The organism is Desulfosporosinus burensis (assembly GCF_054657535.1).
In genome coordinates, this window is record NZ_BAAHYN010000009.1 from 197,204 (window position 1) to 217,075 (window position 19,872).

Genomic DNA, 19,872 nt, shown 5'->3' on the forward strand with positions numbered 1-19,872 from the left:
CTATTTGGAGGTTTAAAAATGGAAAAAGTACTAGGATTTCTAAATGAAAATCGCATGGGTTCATTGGCAACAATTGCTAATGAAAAACCAAGGGTTAGGCCATGGGGATTTATGATGGCGGAAAATGGCAAGTTTTATTTTTGTACAGCAAACACTAAAGATGTATAAAATCAAATGAAAGAAATTCCTTTTATTGAATTCACATCAACATCAAAAGATATGGTAACAGTTAGGTTATCCGGTGAAGTAATTTTCAGTCAAGATTTAGGTATGAAAGAAAAAATTCTGGAAAGTAATCCAATGGTAAAAGGGCTTTGCAAATCAGCGGATAATCCTATCTTTGAAATCTTTTTTGTTGAACATGGAGAGATAATTGTATCGGATTTCTCTGGCTAACCACCCAGAAAAATCAGCTTTTAATAAAGATAGAGAAGAAAAGCAAATATGTACTGTTTGACGTATCACAAAGAAGAGACGAGTAAATAACGTCTCTTCTTTGTGATATCGTTAATTCTTGGTCAGATAGTTTTCGATGTTATACTCTGCTACGCGTTCTTGAAGCCAAGCATCAAATTCTGTCTCCAATTTTTGTTCTAACAATTGGTCTTTGCTTTCTTCTCCCTAGTTGAATCACTTGAATGAAATCCTCTGCATAAGCAATGAGCCCTGCTGGCGCACGTCAAATGGAGGGCTCATTTTACACTATTAGCTTGAGATTCCCATGGATTCGAAGCAAAGCTTAACTTTCAACTTAGCGAACCTGTTTTAAGAGTTTGGCCATGTTTTTACCAAGGGTTTGGAAGGTTAGGACGCCTTCAGTATCATTTTGCACATCGCCTGGGTCACGGGATAAAGTCATGTTCCAATAATTTGAACTGCAAATGATCATTTCTGCTATACCAAAGAAGAAGTTGATAGCCGAGTAGGTAAAGGTTGATCCTGCTCTACGCGCTGAAACGACCGAAGCTCCTACTTTTCCCCTTAATAAGGCACCTCCGTTAGACTTTGATACATAGCCACAACGGTCGATCAGGGCCTTCACTTCCGTGCTCACATTACTGAAGTAGGTGGGTGAACCGATAATGATGCCATCGGCTTCTTCCATTTTCTGAATGAAACTATTCATCTCATCGTCCTTGCGCACACACCGGTTATCTTTATTTTCACGACATTTGCCGCAGGCCAAGCAGCCAAAGACTTTACGCCCACCCAATTGGACGATTTCCGTCTCGATTCCTTCGTTTGCTAATTCCGCCAAGACAATTTTGAGGCTTTGTGCGGTATTGCCATTAACCCGCGGACTGCCATTAAATGCTACAACTTTCATATTCGAACACTCCTTATTTTTTTAGCTTAAGTAATTGTAAATATAATATTAAACGATATAATAATAATTGACAAGTACGTACCTCTTTGTACTATAGTATCTAATGGTATACCTTGAGTTAAAATGGTTATAGTAAATATTGCAATGGCTTTGTGAACAAGATTAGAATTCAGAAGGTGCGAAACTAAAGTTTAATTTATTTACCACTATGCTAAGGAGTGAGACGAAATGATCAAGTTCAAAAATAACGAATATCAATGTTCAATGGAATTGACGTTGGCCCTTATTGGTGGAAAGTGGAAAGCACTTATTCTTTGGCATTTAGCGGATAAAACCTTAAGATACAGTGAACTGAGAAAAACGCTTCCCAATGTCACTCCGAAAATGTTGACTCAACAGCTCAGAGAACTGGAAGATAGTGGATTAGTCAAGCGATTCATTTATACACAAATTCCGCCTAAAGTCGAGTATTCATTGACTCAAGCCGGTAAGAGCCTCCTGCCCATTTTGGATACCATGTGTAAATGGGGACAGAACTACGCTGACGAAGCTGAACAAATTGAGCAGGTAAAGAAACTGACCTAGAGTAAAAACTGAAGAATATGTAATCATAATAATAACCCACACGGTAATTGGGCATTCTAAGAATGTTTCCGGCAAAAAAATGAATGAGGAGGACTGGCAAATGAGAAGACTGGCTGCAAGCATTTTGGCTTTGGCTTTGTTGGTTCTAAGCGCCGTGCCTGCCTTCGGGGCTGTTGATCAAGCTAAATTAAAGGAGATTAAAGCTCTCACTCAGCAAATGAACAGCATTAAAACTCAGATTATTGATAAGGAAGTCGAGGCAGGAATACTGGATCAAACAAAAGCCGAAAAAATCAAGAACGCCATGCAAGAACGTCAACAAAGAATTGAACAGGATATCGACAAAGGCGAATTTCATGGTTTTGGGCACAAAAAAGGCTGCGGTCGTAAACCCTCTAATGCTCAGAAAACAGAGTAAACTCATTCACCACTGATTCACTGTCGGATAACAACATTAAAGGAGCGAACCCTTAGGAAATTTAGGGGTTCGCTCCTCTTAATTATACTCATCATAGCCGAATATTCATTTCCACCCGCGATATTTGGTTTAGGGTATGAAAAAATTACATTTGACAAAAATAACAGCACACCTTACAATGCCAGTATACCTTGGGAGGGTATAATGACATTGTATGATAATTTATGGGAGAGAGGAATTTCGAATATGAACCAGACAATATCGGCAGTAATTCTATTAGTTGGAGTACTATTAATCTGGACATATATGAAGGACTCAGGGGTAAGAAAATTAAGAATCGACCCTATAGAAGCGAAAAAGAGAATAGATACGGAAAAAGGAATCATTCTTCTGGATGTTAGAACCGAAGAGGAATATATCGAAAATCACATCCCCAGAGGCACATTGATTCCTTTAAGTGTTTTGGGAAGGGACGCGAGCAAGAAATTGCCGGACAAACATGCCACAATTTTCGTCTATTGTAGGAGTGGAAATCGGAGTAGAGCTGCTGTAAGGATGTTATTAAAGCAGGGTTATACTAGTGTTTTTGATTTGGGCGGCATAATAAGCTGGCCATATAAGACGGTTTCTGGCAAGAAGTGATAGCTGCTGCAATGGCTGCCCCTGTAAGAGAGCCTCCGGCCGAAATTTTAACGGTGACCCGTCCCGCTTTACTCTCTAACGCTTCGCTTAAGGCAGCCGTTAATTCCTGGGCGTAGCCAGGCATTCCTTTGTACAGGGAACCGTCAATTGCCACAGTGTGAGGATGGTTGAGGTGGGGGTCAAGGTGTCGGATAACCCCGATCAGGCTGGCCGCTACTAGTCGTGCTGAACGTTTTGTAAGTATATTAGCAAGGCGTTGAAGAGCAAAGCACTCATCTCCTGACACAAGGCGTGAGTGAGTGTTCTTCTCAGTAAGAATTAAGGCCAAGTCTTTGCCGCTTATGGAATAAGCTTGGTTCCAGCATGAAGGGGCAGGGGGGTTATTAAGTGAGCTGAGCAGCCCCCGCTGGGATAAATCTAGGACAATCTGACGAAAAAGCTCTCCGAGGTATTTGCCGGAGAGCTTTTTTTCGAAGCGTTGCTCCCCGGGGTTATCGCTTTCCAGGTCAAGCCTTTGATCGTAGAGGGTATCAGGAGCGTCGGAGAAGTTCCCGGACTCGGTGTTTATGATGACAGGAGCCTCAAAGCCGGGTGCTTTCTGTTCAAGGTAGCAGGTGTTGTGTCCGGTGCCGATGATCGAGGAGATGTCTACTATGCCTGGGTCTTGATAGGCTGCGGTCAGGAAGGTGGTCACAGTGTCGTTGATAATGGCAGTAGGGATCACAACATTGCCAAGCCCTCGGCGCTCTAGAGCGGCAGAGAGCAAGTGACCAACATCTTTCCCAACCACCCCGGATGTCTTGACTTCTTTGTTCCAGTTGAGGAGAAGCCCTTCCCCAATCGTTCTTTGGCGATAGGGAAAAGAGAAGGCGAAACCTAGGGGAAGTGCTCCTAAAGTGCTAGAATTCAGTATGGGATTGGCAGGAGACTGAGTGAGCACTTCGTGAATGATCTCTGCCAGGAAATCAAAGAGCTCTTCAGCCGTAACGCTTGCGGCCCGGTAGTCGTGCCCGGAAGCGGGGTCTGACAAAGGCCGGCTAAGCTTATGTAATTCCAGAAAATCTCCTGCTCCGTTAAGCTCGACGACAGCAGCCCGAGCATTCGAGCCACCAAAATCAAGGGCTAGAAAAGTTCCGGCTTCGTAGCCGCTCGGAGCCTGGAGAAAGGAGGGAAACATCTTAAGCGAGCTTCCAAGCCCGATTAAGCCTTGCTCCATATGCTCCTGAAAACGGGATGCTATCGTTAAGATCATATTCTGAGAGATCGATAATTCATTCTCGAGTTGAGTTAAAACTTGCTCTAACAAGACACACATCCTCCATCCTCCTAATGCACGATTCTAAAGTGACCGAACTCCAGGTGCTTTTTAGTCAACTACTCTACGCTTGATTCAGCAAATAGACGCGTGCTTCATACGGACGCAAGGCGAGTTCCTTAAGGTCTTCGTCAATAATTTCAGCTTTAGTGTCCAAGTAATTGGCAATCAACAGTCTGCCGCTTTTAAAGCTGACCTTTTCGGGAAGAGTAAAAGATGTACACTCTTGGAAGAAATTCAGAATGACCAAGAGGGTTTCCTCTTCCCAATGGCGCAGATAGGAATAGATCTTGGAATGCATAGGCAAAAGCAGATGATAATCCCCGTACACGAAGAGGGGGTATTGGCGGCGCAGTTTGATGAGCTTGCGGTAATAGTGCAAGATAGAATTCTGATCTTGCAGAGCTTGCTCCACATTGATTTCGCGGTAATTGGGATTAACAGGAATCCAAGGAGTGCCGTCCGTAAAGCCAGCATGAGGACTGTTATCCCACTGCATCGGAGTGCGGGCGTTGTCCCGGCCTTTTTCATAAATGACTTCCGTTAGTTCCTTCAGGTCTTTGCCGTTCTTCAGACCTTCTTCATACATGTTGAGCGTTTCGATGTCCCGATAATGCTCAATACTAGGGAAACGGACATTGGTCATGCCGATTTCTTCCCCTTGATAAATGTAAGGTGTCCCTTGGAGGGTGTGAAGCAACGTAGCCAACATTTTTGCCGACTCCACCCTGTAGGTGGTGTCATTGCCAAACCGGGAAACCATGCGGGGATGGTCGTGGTTGCTTAGAAAGAGGCTGTTCCACCCGATGTCGGCGAGTTTCTTTTGCCAATCGCTGATGATGCGCTTAAAGTCCGCTAGTTCCCAGACTTTTTTCTCCCACTTGCCGCTCGGTCCGTAATCCAGTTCCAACAGCTCAAATTGAAAAAGCATGTTCAGTTCATGGCGACACTCATCGACAAAAACGCACGCCAGGTCTGCGTCAACCCAACGGGTCTCCCCCACGGTCATAATGTCGTATTTAGACAAAACCTTTGTATACATTTCTCTGAGGTAATATTGCAAGCGGGGCCCGTTAATGAAGAACTGTCCTCCCCATTGATAAGGAGAACTGTCTTTGGCTGAGGCATCAGGTAGCTCGGGGTGTTTGGCAATCATGTTGATTACATCCATTCGAAACCCATCAACACCCTGATCCAACCACCACTTCATCATATCGTAAATTTCGTAACGCACCGTTTTGTTTTCCCAATTAAGATCGGGTTGGTTCTTAGAAAAGACGTGCAAATAATACTCCTCGGTCAAGGCATCATACTCCCAAGCCGAACCGCTAAATTCCGAGGACCAGTTATTGGGCTCTTTGCCGTCTTTGCCCGGCCGCCAAATATAGTAATTGCGGTAAGGGTTGTCTTTGCTTGAGCGGGACTCTAGAAACCAGCGGTGTTGGTCTGAGGTGTGATTGACGACTAAGTCCATCACTAACTTCATGCCACGGCTGTGCAGCCCGTCCCGCAGATCCTCCCAGTCTGCCATGGTACCCATCTCATCCATGACTCCCCGGTAATCACTGATGTCATACCCATTATCCACATTGGGGGAACGATAAATTGGGCTGATCCAGAGCACGTTAACCCCCAAGTATTGTAGGTAATCAAGCTTGGAGATGATTCCTTTAAGGTCTCCAGTGCCATCCCCGTTGCTGTCTTTAAAGCTGCGGGGATAGATTTGGTAAACAACGCTTTCTTTCCACCACTTTTTTTTAGGCATTCACGCCAATCCCTTCAATTGTTATGTCTTCCCCGGCTGCCAGTTCTTGAAGTATTTTCCTCACTTCCAGATAATCAGGCAGGAAGTAGCTCGCTTGAGACTTGTCTGTGCCAACGCGAATGGTAAACCTATTTGGCGCCAACCCGCTGGGCCAGGAATGCTCAAGTGCGAGAATAGCAAACAAATCCTCATCCGTAGTATCATCCCCAATGGCCAGAATAAAATCATAGTCTTGTGTGAGCGCAAAAGAGAGGCCAGTCGATCCTTTGGTTACCTCAGAGTTCCTGACTTCAATAACTTTGTTGCCTTGTAGTATATGAATATCAACGTTGGAGGTGAAAGCCACCAACCCGTCCATGAGTTCTCGAGCACAGGCGGCGCTAAGCTCCGGATTAGCTTGACGGAAGTGCCAAGCCAGAGAGAATTCTTTCTCTTCGATAAATGAGCCCGGGAGTCTGTCGGCATACATTTCGAGCATCGGCAGGAGTTGACGTTTCCAGGAGTTGACCAGAGGTTTACTCAAACGCCACTGCTCTCCTCGACGTTTGATCCAGGCTCCATGCTCGGCCACTAGGGTAATATTTAAGAAACCCAGCCAAGTTTCAAGGGTTGCTCTATCCCTGCCACTAATAACAACGACGTCCGTATTCGTGTTCGTTAATTCCTTCAGAAGCTCGAGAAGTTCTTGATCAGGCTTGGCTTGCTCAGGGTTGTCTGTGAAGGGAACCAGAGTTCCGTCATAGTCAAGCAGCAGCAAGCGTCTGTCGGCTCGACGGAAACCAGTGTGTAAGGTCTGTTTGTGTCGACTCAGGGGGAGGGTCTGGGATTGTCCTTTCTGCACCTGCAACAGTTCCTGAATAAAATCGCCCGACCAGCGCACCACATCGTAGCGTTTGAGTCGCTGTTGCATGACTTGGTTGCGCTTTTTCTGCTCTGTCTCAGGCATTGCCAAAGCTTGCTGCAAAGCCTCAGCAATAGCTTCCAGGTTATTGGGATTAATGATCAGAGCCTCTCCTAGTTCTTTGGCGGCACCGGCCATTTCGCTCAGAATAAGCACACCTGTTTGATCCGTGCGAGCAGCTACATATTCTTTGGCAATTAAGTTCATCCCATCCCTTAGGGGAGTGATTAAAGCGACATCACTTTGTCGGTACATGGCCAGCAGAGAGTCAAGCGGCAAAAACTTGTATTGGTAAATAATTGGGGTCCAGCTAAGCGTGCCGAAGCGACCGTTTATTTCGCCTACAAGTTCATCAATCTGCCGCTTCATTTGTTGGTAATGTGCAACTCCAACGCGAGAAGGAACCACGATCATGAGCAGAACCACTTGCTCCCGACACTGGGGATTATTCTCCAAAAACAGCTTGTATCCCTGCAAGCGGTTGCTGATTCCTTTGCTGTAATCTAAGCGGTCGACTGAAAGAACAGCCTTGAAGCCGTCCAATAGTTGCTCCAGATCCTGCATATTCTGCACAAACTCTGAGCCATTGGGGATTGAGTGGTAGCGTTGATAGTCAATGCCCATGGGAAATGTGTCAACTTTAACAGCATGATCCTGGGACAGGATTTGCCCGAGCTTGTGTTCATGCCCTAAAATTCGCAGCACAGTGCGTAAGAAATACTGGGCATATTCAGGTGTGTGAAAACCGATGAGATTGGCACCCAAGAGTCCTCTCAGGATTTCTTGGCCCCAAGAAGATGGCAGCAGACGGTAGAGCTCATAGGATGGAAAGGGAATATGCAGAAAAAAGCCAATGGGGGTGTCGGGCAGTTTCTCCCGAAGCAGGCCCGGCAGGAGCATAAGGTGGTAATCATGCACCCAGATGACATCCCCTGGTTTAATTACTTCCAACACGACATCCCTGAAGATCTTGTTAACGTCTTGATACTGGAGCCAGTATTCTTTGTCATAGACTGTATTTGATGGGAAGTAGTGAAACAAGGGCCAAATGATCTTGTTACAAAAACCCAGATAAAATTTGTCCATAGCCTTTTCCGATAAGAATACCGGAGAAGCATGGAGATTCCCTAAAACGCTCTTCACTTCAGGTTGCATCTTGTCGGGCACCGTGATTCCCGGCCACCCGATCCAGACATATTCGATGTCCTGGGCCGAGGTGCTTTTCAACAAATCTAAATAGGCACTTAAGCCAGAGACTAGACCTCCAGCGCTTTGCTCAAAGATAAGTTTTCCGTCCTTTTGAACTCCGTTCAACGGCAGCCTGTTCGAAACAATTAGCAACCTCATAAACACTTCTCCTTCCTTTCTATAAAAAACAAAAGAACCGCGTTAGGCGGTTCCGCAAGGTCCTCAATCTGAGGTTATGTACAGTAAGTAGCGAATCTTAAGAAGATTTAAAGTGAATGTTAAACCAAGAAGACCTTGTAAAAATATTACTTAGTTTACCTAACAACTTAATAATAGCATTTAAGTTGCCTTGTGTCTACCCAAAATAGGGTGCCAAAAATACTCACTTATCTTTTATACCTAAAGAACTTCAATTAAAGTTTCTCCTTAAACAAAAAGCCCTCCCGTTGCCGAAACAATTCACGGCTACAGGAGGATTTTTCATCTCTATTTAGCTGTTACTGGAGGGCGAGACATTTTTGGCGCATAACGGTGAGCAGGTGCTCTACTTAGTATTGATAGAAACCTTGCCCGGTTTTGCGGCCCAGCCAACCTGCTTTAACATACTTACGTAGCAATGGACAAGGACGATACTTGTCCCCAAACCCATGGTGTAGCACCTCCATGATTGAAAGGGTGGTATCCAACCCAATAAAATCGGCCAAGGCAAGTGGACCCATCGGGTGATTCATCCCGAGTTTCAAAACATTATCAATGTCCTCAACTGTGGCAATTCCTTCGCTTAGGGTGTAAATGGCCTCGTTGATCATGGGAATAAGGATGCGATTTGCTACAAAACCGGGGGAATCGTTGACTTCAACCGGTGTCTTACCCATATTTAGGCTCATTGATTCAACAATTTTATAGACTTCATCACTTGTTGCTAAACCACGGATTATTTCAACTAATTTCATAGCTGGTACAGGGTTGAAAAAATGCATTCCGATAACTTTATCCGGACGTTTAGTAAATGCTGCAATTTCCGTAATAGGTAATGAAGAAGTGTTGGTTGCAAAAATAGTGTCTTCCGGGCAAATAACATCTAACTGTAAGAAAATCTGAGCTTTGATTTCAATTTTTTCTACTGCCGCTTCAATTACAAGATCTGCAGCAACAGCGTCTTGAAAAGAAGTCGATTTTGAAATACGGCCTAATATAGCATCTTTTTGACTGCTTCCAAGTCTCCCTTTCTCAACGCTTTTAGAAAAGTTCTTAGTGATCATATCTATGCCGCGATTGACGAATTCCTCTTTTATATCATTAAGTACGATTAAGTAACCAGCTTGAGCAGCAACTTGGGCAATTCCAGCACCCATTTGTCCAGCTCCTATGACCATGATTGTTTGCATAATCAACCTCCATATTTGATAATATTTGTTGTCCCAAACTTGAGAGACTAAACATCAATTATGCAATTCATGTGCCAATCTATATTTTTACATGGATCGATGGTATAGAAATATGTTGTATTTTGAGTAAACACTGTTAGAAAAAGGAACAGTTCTTGTTTTGTCAAAAGGATATATATTAAATGAAAACTGCTGCAGAGTATGAAGAAAGTTTGCGAAATCTTAATCTTAAAGTTTATCTGCAAGGCGAACTGGTGGATAATACGGTTGATCATCCCATAATCAGGCCTTCGATGAATTCCGTTAAAGCCACTTATGCCTTTGCCGAGGATCCACAGTATGAGGAATTAATGACAGCTACGTCTCATCTTACTGGAAAGAAGATTAACCGTTTTTGCCATTTGCATCAAAGCACCGATGATCTAGTCAAAAAAGTAAAAATGCAGCGCCTCTTAGGGCAAAAAACAGCTGCCTGTTTCCAACGTTGTGTGGGGATGGATGCCATTAATGCAGTTGACAGCGTTACTTTTGAAATGGATCAAAAACTGGGAACAACTTATCACGATAGATTCACAAAGTTTTTATTAAATATGCAGGAAGAAGATTGGACCGTTGATGGAGCAATGACTGATCCTAAAGGCGATCGTAATTTACCGCCCAGCAAACAGGCAGATCCGGATCTGTTTTTGCATGTTGTTGAGAAAAGGGAAGACGGTATTGTCGTTCGGGGTGCTAAAGCCCATCAAACAGGGGCGATTAATTCCCACTGGATTCTTGTTATGCCTACTATCGCTATGGGAAAAGATGACGCTGACTATGCTGTTTCTTTTGTCGCCCCAGCAGATGCAGAAGGCATAGTCTATATCTATGGTCGTCAGTCTTGTGATACTCGCAAACTTGAGGGCGGAGATATTGATGTGGGAAATAAACAGTTCGGCGGACATGAGGCACTGATGGTGTTTAATGATGTATTCATTCCTTGGGAAAATGTGTTCATGTGTGGGGAAACTGAATTTAGCGGTGCTTTGGTCGAACGGTTTGCAGGTTACCATCGTCAAAGCTATGGTGGGTGCAAAGTCGGTGTTGGTGATGTCTTGATTGGGGCGACAGCACTGGCCGCTGATTATAACGGCGCAGCTAAAGCGTCTCACGTCAAAGATAAGCTTATAGAGATGATGCATCTTAATGAAACATTATACGCCTGCGGGATTGCCTGTTCAGCCGAAGGCAATAAAACGGCATCAGGTACTTACATTATTAATTTATTATTAGCCAATGTTTGTAAACAAAATGTAACTCGTTTCCCATATGAAATAGCGCGCTTGGCTGAAGATGTCGCTGGTGGCTTAATGGTTACCATGCCATCTGAAAAAGATCTACGTCATCCGGAAATCGGCAAGATCGTTAAGAAATATTTCTGTGGGGTGGCCTCAGTTCCGACTGAAGACCGCATGCGCATCCTCCGTTTAGTTGAAAATATCACCTTAGGTACTGCTGCAGTCGGTTACCGGACTGAATCCATGCATGGCGCAGGTTCGCCACAGGCTCAGCGCATCATGATCTCTCGCCAGGGTAATCTTGAACAGAAAAAAGAACTGGCCAAAGCCATTGCAGGGATTGGAGAAGTGTTTATCAAGATAAGATCGTAAGTGCTGATCAAGCTGTGAAAAATATTAAATCCAGTGATAGAATAGTCATAGGGCATGCTTGTGGTGAACCGCCCGCCTTGATTGAAGCCTTGGTGAATCGTGCGCCGGAAGTTTATAATGTGGAAATCGTTCATATGGTAGCCATGGGACCAGCTAAATATGCTCAACCAGAATTAGAGAAGAGTTTTCGTCATAATGGTCTGTTTATCGGAGCACCAACGCGAAAAGCTCTTGAGGAGAAAAGAGCGGACTATACACCATGCTTTTTTTCCGAAATCCCACGGTTGTTTAAAGATAATATTCTGCCTGTCGATGTGGCATTGATTCAGCTTACACCGCCTGACGAGCAGGGGTTTTGTAGTTTTGGTATCTCGGTTGATTATACTCAGGCAGCTGCGGAGTGTGCTCAACTGGTCATTGCGCAGATGAATAATAATATGCCCCGAACCGGTGGGAGCAAAATTCATCTGGCTGAACTAGACTTTATTGTGGAAAAGGATGAACCATTAATCGAGCTTAAACCACCGAAAATCGGGGAAGTGGAAAAAGCGATCGGTGAAAACGTGGCGACATTGGTTCAAGATGGAGCTACGCTTCAGTTAGGGATAGGGGCAATCCCAGATGCTGTTTTGCTGTTTTTAAATGATAAAAAGGATTTAGGTATTCACTCAGAAATGTTTTCCGACGGTGTGGTGGCTTTAGCTGAGGCAGGTGTCATTACGAATAAGAAGAAATCTATCAATCCTGGAAAATTTATTGCCACCTTCCTGATGGGAACACGTAAACTGTATGATTTTGTGGATAATAATCCAGATGTCGAGATACTTCCTGTCAACTATGTCAATGATCCTTATGTGATCGAGCAACATGAAAACATGGTATCAATTAATTCTGCTATACAGGTGGACTTAATGGGCCAGGTCAATGCTGAAATGATTGGTTCTAGGCAATTTAGCGCAGTGGGTGGTAGTCTGTGAACATTAATATGTGAATCGAATTGCTGAAAACCAGTTGCTTTTTTACTTATCCTTTTTCATTTAAACAAAGAACCCTCCCGTTGCCGAGAGAATTCGCGGCTACGGGAGGGTTGTTCATCTCTATTTAGCGGATACTGCAGGTCGTGACATTTCTGGCTCATAACGGTGAGCAGGGGTAGCGGCAATTTTACTGTTGCGAACGTAAATCAGGAGATCTATTAAGACCATCATGAAATTGAGTAAGTATAAATAGACGACCATATCATACTGATTAAAAACTTTATTCAAGATCCCGGCAACATACCCGATCAGAATGACGATGAGAAAAGATACGCTTTTACCTTTGGTTGATCGGGAGATGTAAGACTTATAAATGGATAGGGGCCAAGCAGCACCGAAACAAATCAACATAATAACTTCAAAGATACTCATGAAAAAATCACCCCATCTAAGTTGTATGTATTTACTTTCACAATCGATCGTCTTATTATACTACGTTTTGGAGATGAATAGTTCAGTTTTACTAAAGTTCCATTTTTCGAAAAAGATTGAAAAAGGCACAGGTTTTATGCAAAAGCTACATCGAGTTAACCCCGATGCCTGGCAAGAGGTTAAGGAGAATTGGCGGGAGGCATTGGCGCTATCGGCATCGTCCAGGTCGAAGGGGAAGCTGCTGCAGCACGATTTGTTCGGAAAAATCAATAGTTACTTAAGAAGAATCTATTGAATTCCACACCCGCTATGTATATACTATTAGCTGGATATATACTTTTAGCTATAGGGGCAGAAAGGATGTAACTATGGTTGAAATTGCAGTAACAAAAAGTAGGGAATCAGCGGGAGAGAAGCAAATCAGGGGATGTGAGGTTAGGCTAGATCACGTCAGTAAACAATACACCCAGGGCAAGGAACAGGTAGTAGGTCTGGATAACGTGAGTATAGAAGTCAAAGCGGGTGAATTCCTAGCCATTATGGGGGCAAGCGGGTCCGGCAAGTCCACACTATTAAATTTAGTGGCCGGCTTAGACAAGCCGAGTCAAGGGGATATTTACCTCAACAACCGGAGAATTTCCGACTGGAAGGATAATCAGCTCACCCTGTTTCGTCGCCAAGAAATCGGTTTTATCTTTCAGTTGTTCAATCTGATCCCCACCTTAAGTGCCGAGGAGAATGCCGCTTTGCCTTTACTGATGGCCGGCCAGCCCCGCTCAGTTTGGCAACCCAAAGTGAGTGACTGGCTGAAGCGGGTGGATCCATGATCCCATGGTTGCCGCGTACGGTCACGCTCTGATCAGCCTGAAAGACGGACGAATCCTTGATTCGACGGCGAGGTGAGTGAGTTGTTAAGTATAAAGTTAGCTCTAGCCTATTTTCGCCGTCGAAAACTGCGGGCGATTTTAAATACGCTGAGTGTGGCGGTTGCGATAGCGGCGTTGGTGGCTTTGCAAGGGTTGAATAGTAGTATCGATTATGCGAGCGGAGAGTTTGCTAGTTTACTGGGGGGAAATGCCCACTTGGAGGTGAAAGCACCTCAGGGCGGTATGATTGATACTTTACTAGCAAAAGTCCAAAAGACGGCAGGGGTACAAGCGGCAGTTCCTTTTGTGCAGAGCTCCGTACAGGTCAGAGGATTGCCGGGATTTACCACGCTGATGGGCATTGTGCCCGGAGAAGATGAAGCAATCCGTACCTATCGGGTAATGCAAGGACGTATGCCAGCACAGGATCACCGAGAAATCGCTGTACCAAAGGAATTGTTACGGGGGAAGCCGGTAAAAGTGGGGGATATCTGGCAGGTCCAGACTATGCTGGGAATGCAGGATTTTACCCTGGTCGGAATCTTGGAAGACAGCGGAGTGGCCCAGACCAATCTGGGATGCCCATACTTCTTGGTTTGGCTGTAGCTTTTGGCTTCTTAGGAATCCTCGCCAGTGTTAATCTGACATTTGGCAACTGGGTTAATACCTTAATTTCGTCAGACATTGTGATTACCCAGGGATTACAGACCTTCTCCAGTAATCAAGTAGGTTTACCTGAAGCATTGTTGGAACGGGTCCGTAAGGTAGACGGGGTAAGAGTCACTGCCGGATTACGTACCACCGGTATTCAATGGCACGGCAATCCCCTCGATCTTCAAATCTACGATGTCTTAGATAGTCGTCAATTAGCCACTCCCCATGTGCTTGAGCCGGGGAAGGATGAAGCTTGGAACGCCATTAAACAAGAAGGGAATATATGGATTTCCCAATCGATGGCTTTAAAATATGGCGTGTACAGAGGAGAAAAGCTGGAAATTCCTACCCCTGCTGGAACCCTTGAGTTTCCGGTTGTTGCCATTATCAAGGATTTCTATAGCTATAATGGCAGTGTGTATATGAACCGCCAAGACTATCTTCGCTATTGGGGTGACCACTCGATTGATCATATCTACTTAACCCTAGAACCTGGCGTATCACCAGCCTTGGTGCGGGATCGGTTGGAAGCAAATTTGCAAAATGACTTCCGGGTGCAGGTAGCCTTGGCTTCAGATTTTCGGGACAGCATGATCAAGTTGAACAGGAGTATATGCGATATTTTCAACTTGGTAATTATTGTAATGCTCCTAGTGGCAACGGTTGGGACTGCCAATTCTATGCTGATTTCTGTACTAGAGCGGGTTCGTGAAATCGGTACTCTCCGTTCTGTGGGACTGACACGTGGACAAATCAGAGGTGTGTTGTTAATTGAAGTGGGGTCTTTGTTTATAGCTGGAATAGTCCTAGCGATTCCGGTGGCAGCCGGTATTCAGATTGGAGGCACGATATTTGATAAAAACGTCAATGGTTGGGTCTTGGATGTATCGATCCCTTGGGCCAAAAACATTGGCGTTGCCATCGTCATGGCTTTGGTCGTTGGTCTGAGTACAGTGTACCCAGCTTGGTTGGCCTCAAGGTTGACCCGGTCAAAGCGTTGCGTTCAGAGTAAATAATTAAGATTGGTCAAACTCGTTCATAAAGAATAAGCAGAATAATAAGGAGAGTAGTTAGTCATGCCGGTTAAACACGCTATCTTAGGTATTTTGAAAGAAGCCCCACGCCATGGATATGAACTAAAAAGTATTTTTGATGCGCGAATAGGGAACTTCTGGAACCTTAATTACGGACAAATCTACACCACACTGGACAGGCTGGATAAAGAGGGATTCGTTAGTGGAACTGAAGAAGAGCAAAGTTTCCGGCCAGACAAGAAAGTGTACGATATTAGCCCGAAAGGGGTCCAGGAGCTAGAGCGTTGGCTCCAAGAACCGGCTACCAAACCAAGGGCTCTACGAGATGAACTCTTTATAAAACTAGTGTTCATTAGCAGGGAGAATCCGGAGCTTGCGCTCCAACTCCTTGAACGACAAACTCAAATATACATGGAGCAAATGAGAGAATTGACAGAAACCAAGTACCGCCTGAGCAAAGGAGGGATTAACCGGGAGAATATGATGACTGATCTGCTCACGGATGCGGCGTTGTTTCACGCGGAAGCCGATGTGCGGTGGTTGAGCCATGTAGAAGCCAAGATCCTTGAGTATGCCAGGACGTAGGTGTTCCTTTTGCCTGAGTTTCCTTCGGTCCCCTTATCCATTTGGAGAAGGGGAGCGAAGGTTTTTTCATTTACAGGATCTTAAAATACTAGTGTTCTTAGAGAACGCGATTTGTTTACAGCTAACATTTCAAAGTTGTGTTTTCGCGTATTATGCGGGGATATAGTATTTAATTAATATATTTTGGCAGTTTATGCAACTTAATGGGTAATTTTACAAGTTATAAAATTATCTATCAATTGAAGTCAATTTTCTCTACGTATATACTAATAGCTAGATATATGCTTTTAGCTATTAAGATCCTTTTAGCCACGGATTTTGGGGAGTGTCAAAACGTTAAATCGGGAGAAATCCATCTGACAATGAATAAACACTGATAGGTTTTTAATGAGAAATCATTTAGAGGCTGTCTAATTGAACTAGCTACTGACGTAGTGCTTCATAAGGGCTAGTTTATCAATAACTCAGTGCCGAGACTGATATTAACAAGGAGTTATATCAGTTTTAAGGTAGGTATTAAGGAAGGAGGGAATAAGGTTACAACCTAAAACTCGAAAGGAAGTGAACTGGCACTAAAGCTGAGTGAAAGGAGAGAATAAAATGTCCGATAATTTTGCCGCGGTGGGACTGTTGCTTGCGTTTGCAGTGGTTTTACCGATCGTAGTTATGACTGTGGTTCATCTGTTGGCACCCCATAAGCCGCATCAGGAAAAGTTAACAACCTATGAATGCGGTAATCTGCCGATTGGTAAGGCCTGGATTGGATTCAAAAGTAACTACTTTCTTTACGCTATTGTCTTCGCCGCCTTTAGTGTAGAAACAATCTTTTTGTATCCTTGGGCCTTGACGTTTCGTAAACTAGGAACCTTTGCTTTTGTGGAAATGTTTGTCTTTATGATTATTCTTATTGTCGGCTTTTGGTACGCTTGGAAGGAAGGTGCTTTGGAGTGGATGTAAAAAGGGAGAAAGAACTGCGCGATGCCGAAGCTATGGAAGAAAAAAATATTTTACTTACCAGCATAGATAAGTTCTTGAATTGGGGTCGAGTGCATTCTTTTTGGCCTAATTCATTCGGCCTAGCTTGTTGTGCGATTGAGATGGCATCAACAGGAGATCCCCGTTACGACCTATCTCGTTTCGGATATGAGGTGTTCCAAGCCTCACCGAGACAAGCTGATTTAATGATTGTGGCAGGAACTTTGACGAGGAAAATGGCACCAGTAGCGCGGCGTATCTATGATCAAATGCCAGAGCCTAAATGGGCTATTGCCATGGGTAATTGCGCCTGCTCAGGGGGTCCGTTTGCAGACTCCTATGCTGTGGTACCGGGGGCGGATAGTATAATTCCGATCGATGTTTATATACCAGGCTGCCCTCCCAGGCCGGAATCCTTGATTTTTGGGATGTTGCAACTTAAACAGAAGATCCAAAATCCTGCTAAGGCGAGGTTAATGAAGTATGGTAAATGATAGTTTGAGAGTCCGAGTAGGCGAGTTGGCTGCCAGGATTAACGGAGAAGTCGAGGAGAGTTTGGGCGAGCTTGAATTAACAGTTGATGGCCGATATACACTTGAAGCCTTAACTGAGGCTAAGAACTTTGCGGATGTCCCATGTGATTTTTTGCATGATCTATGTGGAATGGATCTAGGGGATCACCTCGAAGTTGTTTACCAATTATCCAGTCTGCGCGGTCCTCAGCGTTTACGTATAATAGCCAGAGTCGACCGGGAGAATCCTGTGATTGAGTCAGTTACGCACATCTGGAAGGGGGCAGACTTTTTAGAGCGTGAAGCCTTCGATATGTTCGGCCTACAATTTAGAGGACATCCAAATTTGAAGCGTATCTATATGTGGGATGATTTTGAAGGGTATCCAATGCGGAAAGATTATGTGATTGAGAATCATGAACAACGTGCTGTTATGCGAGTAAGAAAAGAAGGGGAATAGGTGGGGAAACTATGATGATTGAAGGAACTCAAGAGTACTCCTTAAACATGGGCCCCCAACACCCGAGTACACATGGCGTGTTTCGCATGGTGGTCCATTTAGATGGTGAGGTTGTTACTAAAGTTGAACCCAAAATTGGCTATCTCCATCGTGGTTTGGAAAAAATGGCAGAAAGTCGAACTTATACTCAGTTTATTCCCTACACAGACCGCTTAGATTATCTAGCAGGTCCGCACAATAGTCTTGGTTACGTCCAAGCCGTTGAAAAATTGATGAACCTAGAAGTGCCTGAGCGTGCTGAGTATCTCCGCATTATCTTTGCGGAATTGGGGCGGATTGCCAGTCACTTAGTCATGATCGGGAGTGGATCTTTAGATATTAGCGGTTGGACTCCCTGGAGTTATTGTTTCCGTGACCGCGAGCGGATTCTGGATTTTTTTGAGATGACGGCTGGCAATCGCATGACTCCCAATTACTTTCGCATCGGCGGGGTCAGTCAAGATGTTCCGGACGAGTTTATGCCTGCACTTAAGAGCTTTCTCGAGGATATGCCTGAGATGATCGAGGAGTACTATGGTATCTTTTTCGGGAATGAGATTGCACAATCACGCATGAAAAGTGTTGGTATTCTTCCTAAGGAATTGGCAGAAAATCTACTGATAACGGGGGCCAACCTAAGGGCCTCTGGAGTACAGTATGATGTGCGTAAAGCTGAGCCTTACGGTATTTACGACAGGTTTGATTTCAAGATCCCGGTGTTGTATGGCTGCGATACTTATGACCGACACTTGATTCGGCTGTTTGAAATACAAGAGAGCAAAAAGATTATCGAACAGGCCATGAGAGACATCCCAGCAGGGCCGGTGATGGCTAAGGTTCCTAAGGTACTTAAGCCACCAACTGGCAGAGTTTATCATCGAGTTGAGAACCCTAAGGGAGAAATGGGTTGGTACATTGTCAGTAATGGGACGACAAAACCGGCGCGGGTTCGGATTCGTACCGGCGCCTTTGTAAATGTTCAAATGCTTCCTGCTATCGTTAAAGGCTGGAAGATACAAGATCTTGTGACTATTTTCGCATCTATGGATCTTGTTTTAGGGGAAGTGGATAAGTAAGAACTTTTCAATGAGGGGAGAAGAAGATGGACGCTTTAAATAATCTTTTTGTAAATATTGCGGCTACCATCCGTGGACTTTTTGCCGATTCCCACTCGTTTGGAGCTGACTTGACCATTAATATTATCGTGTTTATTGTGCTCTTTTTGATTATGGTCGTCGCAGCTTTGTTTCTTAGTTTGGTGGAACGCAAATTCGCTCACTGGGTATCACAGAGATCAGGTCCCAATCGACTTGGGCCACACGGCTGGTTCCAATTTATCGCCGATGCGGTGAAAATGGTAGGTAAGGAAGATATTATCCCTGCCAATGTCGATAAATTCCTCTTTAAAATGGCTCCCATGATGTTAGTGGGGGTTACCTTGATGCTCTTTGGCGTAATTCCCTTCGGTGAAGGAATGGTAGCTATAAATCTCGATTTAGGTATATTTTACTTTTTTGCAGTATCATCCCTGTCAACTTTAGCGATCTTAATGGCCGGATGGGCATCCAATAATAAATACTCCTTACTTGGCGGTCTGCGAGCGGTAGCTCAAATGATAAGTTATGAAATTCCGTTGCTCTTATCCTTGCTAGGTGTCGTCATGATTACTCAGACCTTTAATCTAACCTCCATAGTCGAAGCCCAGAAAACCATCCCCTTTATTTTCCTGCAACCTTTGGCTTTTGTAATTTACCTGATAGCCGGGATTGCCGAGACGAACAGGGCTCCTTTTGATAATGTCCAAGGGGAACAGGAGATCGTTGCTGGACCTTTCACTGAGTACTCAGGACTTAGGTGGGGATTATTCATGCTAGCCGAATATGGCAATGTGGTTGCCACATCGGCAATCGCTGTTACGATGTTCCTGGGTGGTTGGTACGGCCCCGAATTCCTGCCGGGGTGGTTATGGTTTGTTCTCAAAATCTGGTTAGTAATTTTCTTAATGATGTGGGTTCGTTGGACCTTTGTCCGGATGAGAATCGATCATCTTATGCATTTTGCCTGGAAGATCTTACTTCCCTTAACGTTAGCGAATATCTTCTTAACAGGTGTGGGTATTTATGTTTACGAGTTGCTCATTGCGCGGATGGGAGGGTAAAA

22 protein-coding genes and 1 pseudogene are annotated in these 19,872 nt (G+C 44.4%); 17 read left to right on the forward strand and 6 right to left on the reverse strand.

All coding sequences use genetic code 11. The features are described 5' to 3' along the window. The first annotated feature begins 18 nt into the window (after positions 1-18). Both ACYQ3Q_RS17300 and ACYQ3Q_RS17305 read left to right on the forward strand, forming a co-directional pair. Positions 19-168: a hypothetical protein gene (locus ACYQ3Q_RS17300; protein WP_459929766.1), complete on the forward strand. Its 150-nt coding sequence runs from the start codon at positions 19-21 to the stop codon at positions 166-168. 6 nt (positions 169-174) lie between these two features. Then, entirely contained in the window at positions 175-396 is a 222-nt protein-coding gene (locus tag ACYQ3Q_RS17305; RefSeq protein WP_459929767.1) for a hypothetical protein, read from the forward strand. A gap of 355 nt (positions 397-751) precedes the next feature. Here ACYQ3Q_RS17305 and ACYQ3Q_RS17310 read toward each other — a convergent pair whose 3' ends face one another. After that, on the reverse strand, positions 752-1,327 hold the full coding sequence (locus ACYQ3Q_RS17310; RefSeq protein WP_459929768.1) for a flavodoxin family protein: 576 nt from the start codon (positions 1,325-1,327) through the stop codon (positions 752-754). Between the two features lie 228 nt (positions 1,328-1,555). Between ACYQ3Q_RS17310 and ACYQ3Q_RS17315 the strand changes: the two genes are divergently transcribed. From ACYQ3Q_RS17315 to ACYQ3Q_RS17325, 3 genes are all read left to right on the forward strand, one after another. Continuing rightward, positions 1,556-1,912 (forward strand): winged helix-turn-helix transcriptional regulator, encoded by a 357-nt coding sequence (locus tag ACYQ3Q_RS17315; protein WP_459929769.1) that lies wholly within the window; start codon positions 1,556-1,558, stop codon positions 1,910-1,912. Positions 1,913-2,012: 100 nt separating this feature from the next. Further along, positions 2,013-2,330: a DUF2680 domain-containing protein gene (locus ACYQ3Q_RS17320; RefSeq protein ID WP_459929770.1), complete on the forward strand. Its 318-nt coding sequence runs from the start codon at positions 2,013-2,015 to the stop codon at positions 2,328-2,330. 204 nt (positions 2,331-2,534) lie between these two features. Continuing rightward, on the forward strand, positions 2,535-2,972 hold the full coding sequence (locus ACYQ3Q_RS17325) for a rhodanese-like domain-containing protein (RefSeq protein ID WP_459929771.1): 438 nt from the start codon (positions 2,535-2,537) through the stop codon (positions 2,970-2,972). Here ACYQ3Q_RS17325 and ACYQ3Q_RS17330 read toward each other — a convergent pair. The 4 genes from ACYQ3Q_RS17330 to ACYQ3Q_RS17345 all read right to left on the reverse strand — a co-directional run bounded on the left by ACYQ3Q_RS17330 (position 2,908) and on the right by ACYQ3Q_RS17345 (position 9,529). Further along, positions 2,908-4,287, reverse strand: coding sequence for a hexokinase family protein (locus ACYQ3Q_RS17330; protein ID WP_459929772.1), 1,380 nt, complete (start codon positions 4,285-4,287; stop codon positions 2,908-2,910). The two genes, ACYQ3Q_RS17325 and ACYQ3Q_RS17330, sit on opposite strands and share 65 nt — an antisense overlap. Positions 4,288-4,351: 64 nt before the next feature. Beyond that, complete coding sequence (locus ACYQ3Q_RS17335; protein WP_459929773.1) at positions 4,352-6,052, reverse strand: glycoside hydrolase family 13 protein; 1,701 nt, start codon at positions 6,050-6,052, stop codon at positions 4,352-4,354. Continuing rightward, on the reverse strand, positions 6,045-8,300 hold the full coding sequence (locus ACYQ3Q_RS17340; protein ID WP_459929774.1) for a bifunctional alpha,alpha-trehalose-phosphate synthase (UDP-forming)/trehalose-phosphatase: 2,256 nt from the start codon (positions 8,298-8,300) through the stop codon (positions 6,045-6,047). Before ACYQ3Q_RS17340 ends, ACYQ3Q_RS17335 begins: the two co-directional genes overlap by 8 nt. Positions 8,301-8,689: 389 nt before the next feature. Beyond that, positions 8,690-9,529 (reverse strand): 3-hydroxybutyryl-CoA dehydrogenase, encoded by an 840-nt coding sequence (locus ACYQ3Q_RS17345; RefSeq protein WP_459929775.1) that lies wholly within the window; start codon positions 9,527-9,529, stop codon positions 8,690-8,692. Positions 9,530-9,711: 182 nt separating this feature from the next. On the opposite strand from ACYQ3Q_RS17345, the gene ACYQ3Q_RS17350 reads away from it, so the two are divergent. Further along, entirely contained in the window at positions 9,712-11,178 is a 1,467-nt protein-coding gene (locus ACYQ3Q_RS17350) for a 4-hydroxyphenylacetate 3-hydroxylase family protein (protein WP_459929776.1), read from the forward strand. Continuing rightward, positions 11,172-12,152, forward strand: a pseudogene (locus ACYQ3Q_RS17355) (acetyl-CoA hydrolase/transferase family protein); the annotation flags it as partial. The gene ACYQ3Q_RS17350 and the pseudogene ACYQ3Q_RS17355, both read left to right, overlap by 7 nt. 123 nt (positions 12,153-12,275) lie before the next feature. Here the strand turns inward: ACYQ3Q_RS17355 and ACYQ3Q_RS17360 are convergent. Beyond that, a complete protein-coding gene (locus tag ACYQ3Q_RS17360; RefSeq protein WP_459929777.1) occupies positions 12,276-12,587 on the reverse strand; it encodes a hypothetical protein in 312 nt (103 codons plus the stop codon). Positions 12,588-12,612: 25 nt separating this feature from the next. On the opposite strand from ACYQ3Q_RS17360, the gene ACYQ3Q_RS17365 reads away from it, so the two are divergent. The 10 genes from ACYQ3Q_RS17365 to nuoH all read left to right on the forward strand — a co-directional run bounded on the left by ACYQ3Q_RS17365 (position 12,613) and on the right by nuoH (position 19,870). Further along, positions 12,613-12,882 carry a hypothetical protein gene (locus ACYQ3Q_RS17365; RefSeq protein ID WP_459929778.1) on the forward strand — a complete coding sequence of 90 codons (270 nt, stop codon included), beginning with the start codon at positions 12,613-12,615 and terminating at the stop codon, positions 12,880-12,882. Between the two features lie 73 nt (positions 12,883-12,955). Further along, the gene (locus ACYQ3Q_RS17370) at positions 12,956-13,414 is read left to right on the forward strand and encodes an ABC transporter ATP-binding protein (RefSeq protein ID WP_459929779.1); all 459 of its coding nucleotides are present in this window, start codon (positions 12,956-12,958) and stop codon (positions 13,412-13,414) included. A 72-nt stretch (positions 13,415-13,486) separates the two neighbouring features. Then, positions 13,487-14,059 (forward strand): ABC transporter permease, encoded by a 573-nt coding sequence (locus tag ACYQ3Q_RS17375; RefSeq protein ID WP_459929780.1) that lies wholly within the window; start codon positions 13,487-13,489, stop codon positions 14,057-14,059. After that, on the forward strand, positions 14,032-15,123 hold the full coding sequence (locus tag ACYQ3Q_RS17380) for an ABC transporter permease (RefSeq protein WP_459929781.1): 1,092 nt from the start codon (positions 14,032-14,034) through the stop codon (positions 15,121-15,123). Before ACYQ3Q_RS17375 ends, ACYQ3Q_RS17380 begins: the two co-directional genes overlap by 28 nt. 60 nt (positions 15,124-15,183) lie before the next feature. Then, entirely contained in the window at positions 15,184-15,726 is a 543-nt protein-coding gene (locus ACYQ3Q_RS17385; RefSeq protein WP_459929782.1) for a PadR family transcriptional regulator, read from the forward strand. Between the two features lie 600 nt (positions 15,727-16,326). After that, complete coding sequence (locus tag ACYQ3Q_RS17390; RefSeq protein ID WP_459929783.1) at positions 16,327-16,683, forward strand: NADH-quinone oxidoreductase subunit A; 357 nt, start codon at positions 16,327-16,329, stop codon at positions 16,681-16,683. After that, entirely contained in the window at positions 16,674-17,195 is a 522-nt protein-coding gene (locus tag ACYQ3Q_RS17395) for an NADH-quinone oxidoreductase subunit B (protein WP_459929784.1), read from the forward strand. The genes ACYQ3Q_RS17390 and ACYQ3Q_RS17395 overlap by 10 nt, the downstream gene beginning before the upstream one ends. Beyond that, positions 17,185-17,673 (forward strand): NADH-quinone oxidoreductase subunit C, encoded by a 489-nt coding sequence (locus ACYQ3Q_RS17400; RefSeq protein WP_459929785.1) that lies wholly within the window; start codon positions 17,185-17,187, stop codon positions 17,671-17,673. Before ACYQ3Q_RS17395 ends, ACYQ3Q_RS17400 begins: the two co-directional genes overlap by 11 nt. Before the next feature lie 11 nt (positions 17,674-17,684). Then, positions 17,685-18,788: an NADH-quinone oxidoreductase subunit D gene (locus ACYQ3Q_RS17405; RefSeq protein WP_459929786.1), complete on the forward strand. Its 1,104-nt coding sequence runs from the start codon at positions 17,685-17,687 to the stop codon at positions 18,786-18,788. Positions 18,789-18,814: 26 nt separating this feature from the next. Next, the gene (gene nuoH, locus ACYQ3Q_RS17410) at positions 18,815-19,870 is read left to right on the forward strand and encodes an NADH-quinone oxidoreductase subunit NuoH (protein WP_459929787.1); all 1,056 of its coding nucleotides are present in this window, start codon (positions 18,815-18,817) and stop codon (positions 19,868-19,870) included. Positions 19,871-19,872 lie beyond the last annotated feature (2 nt).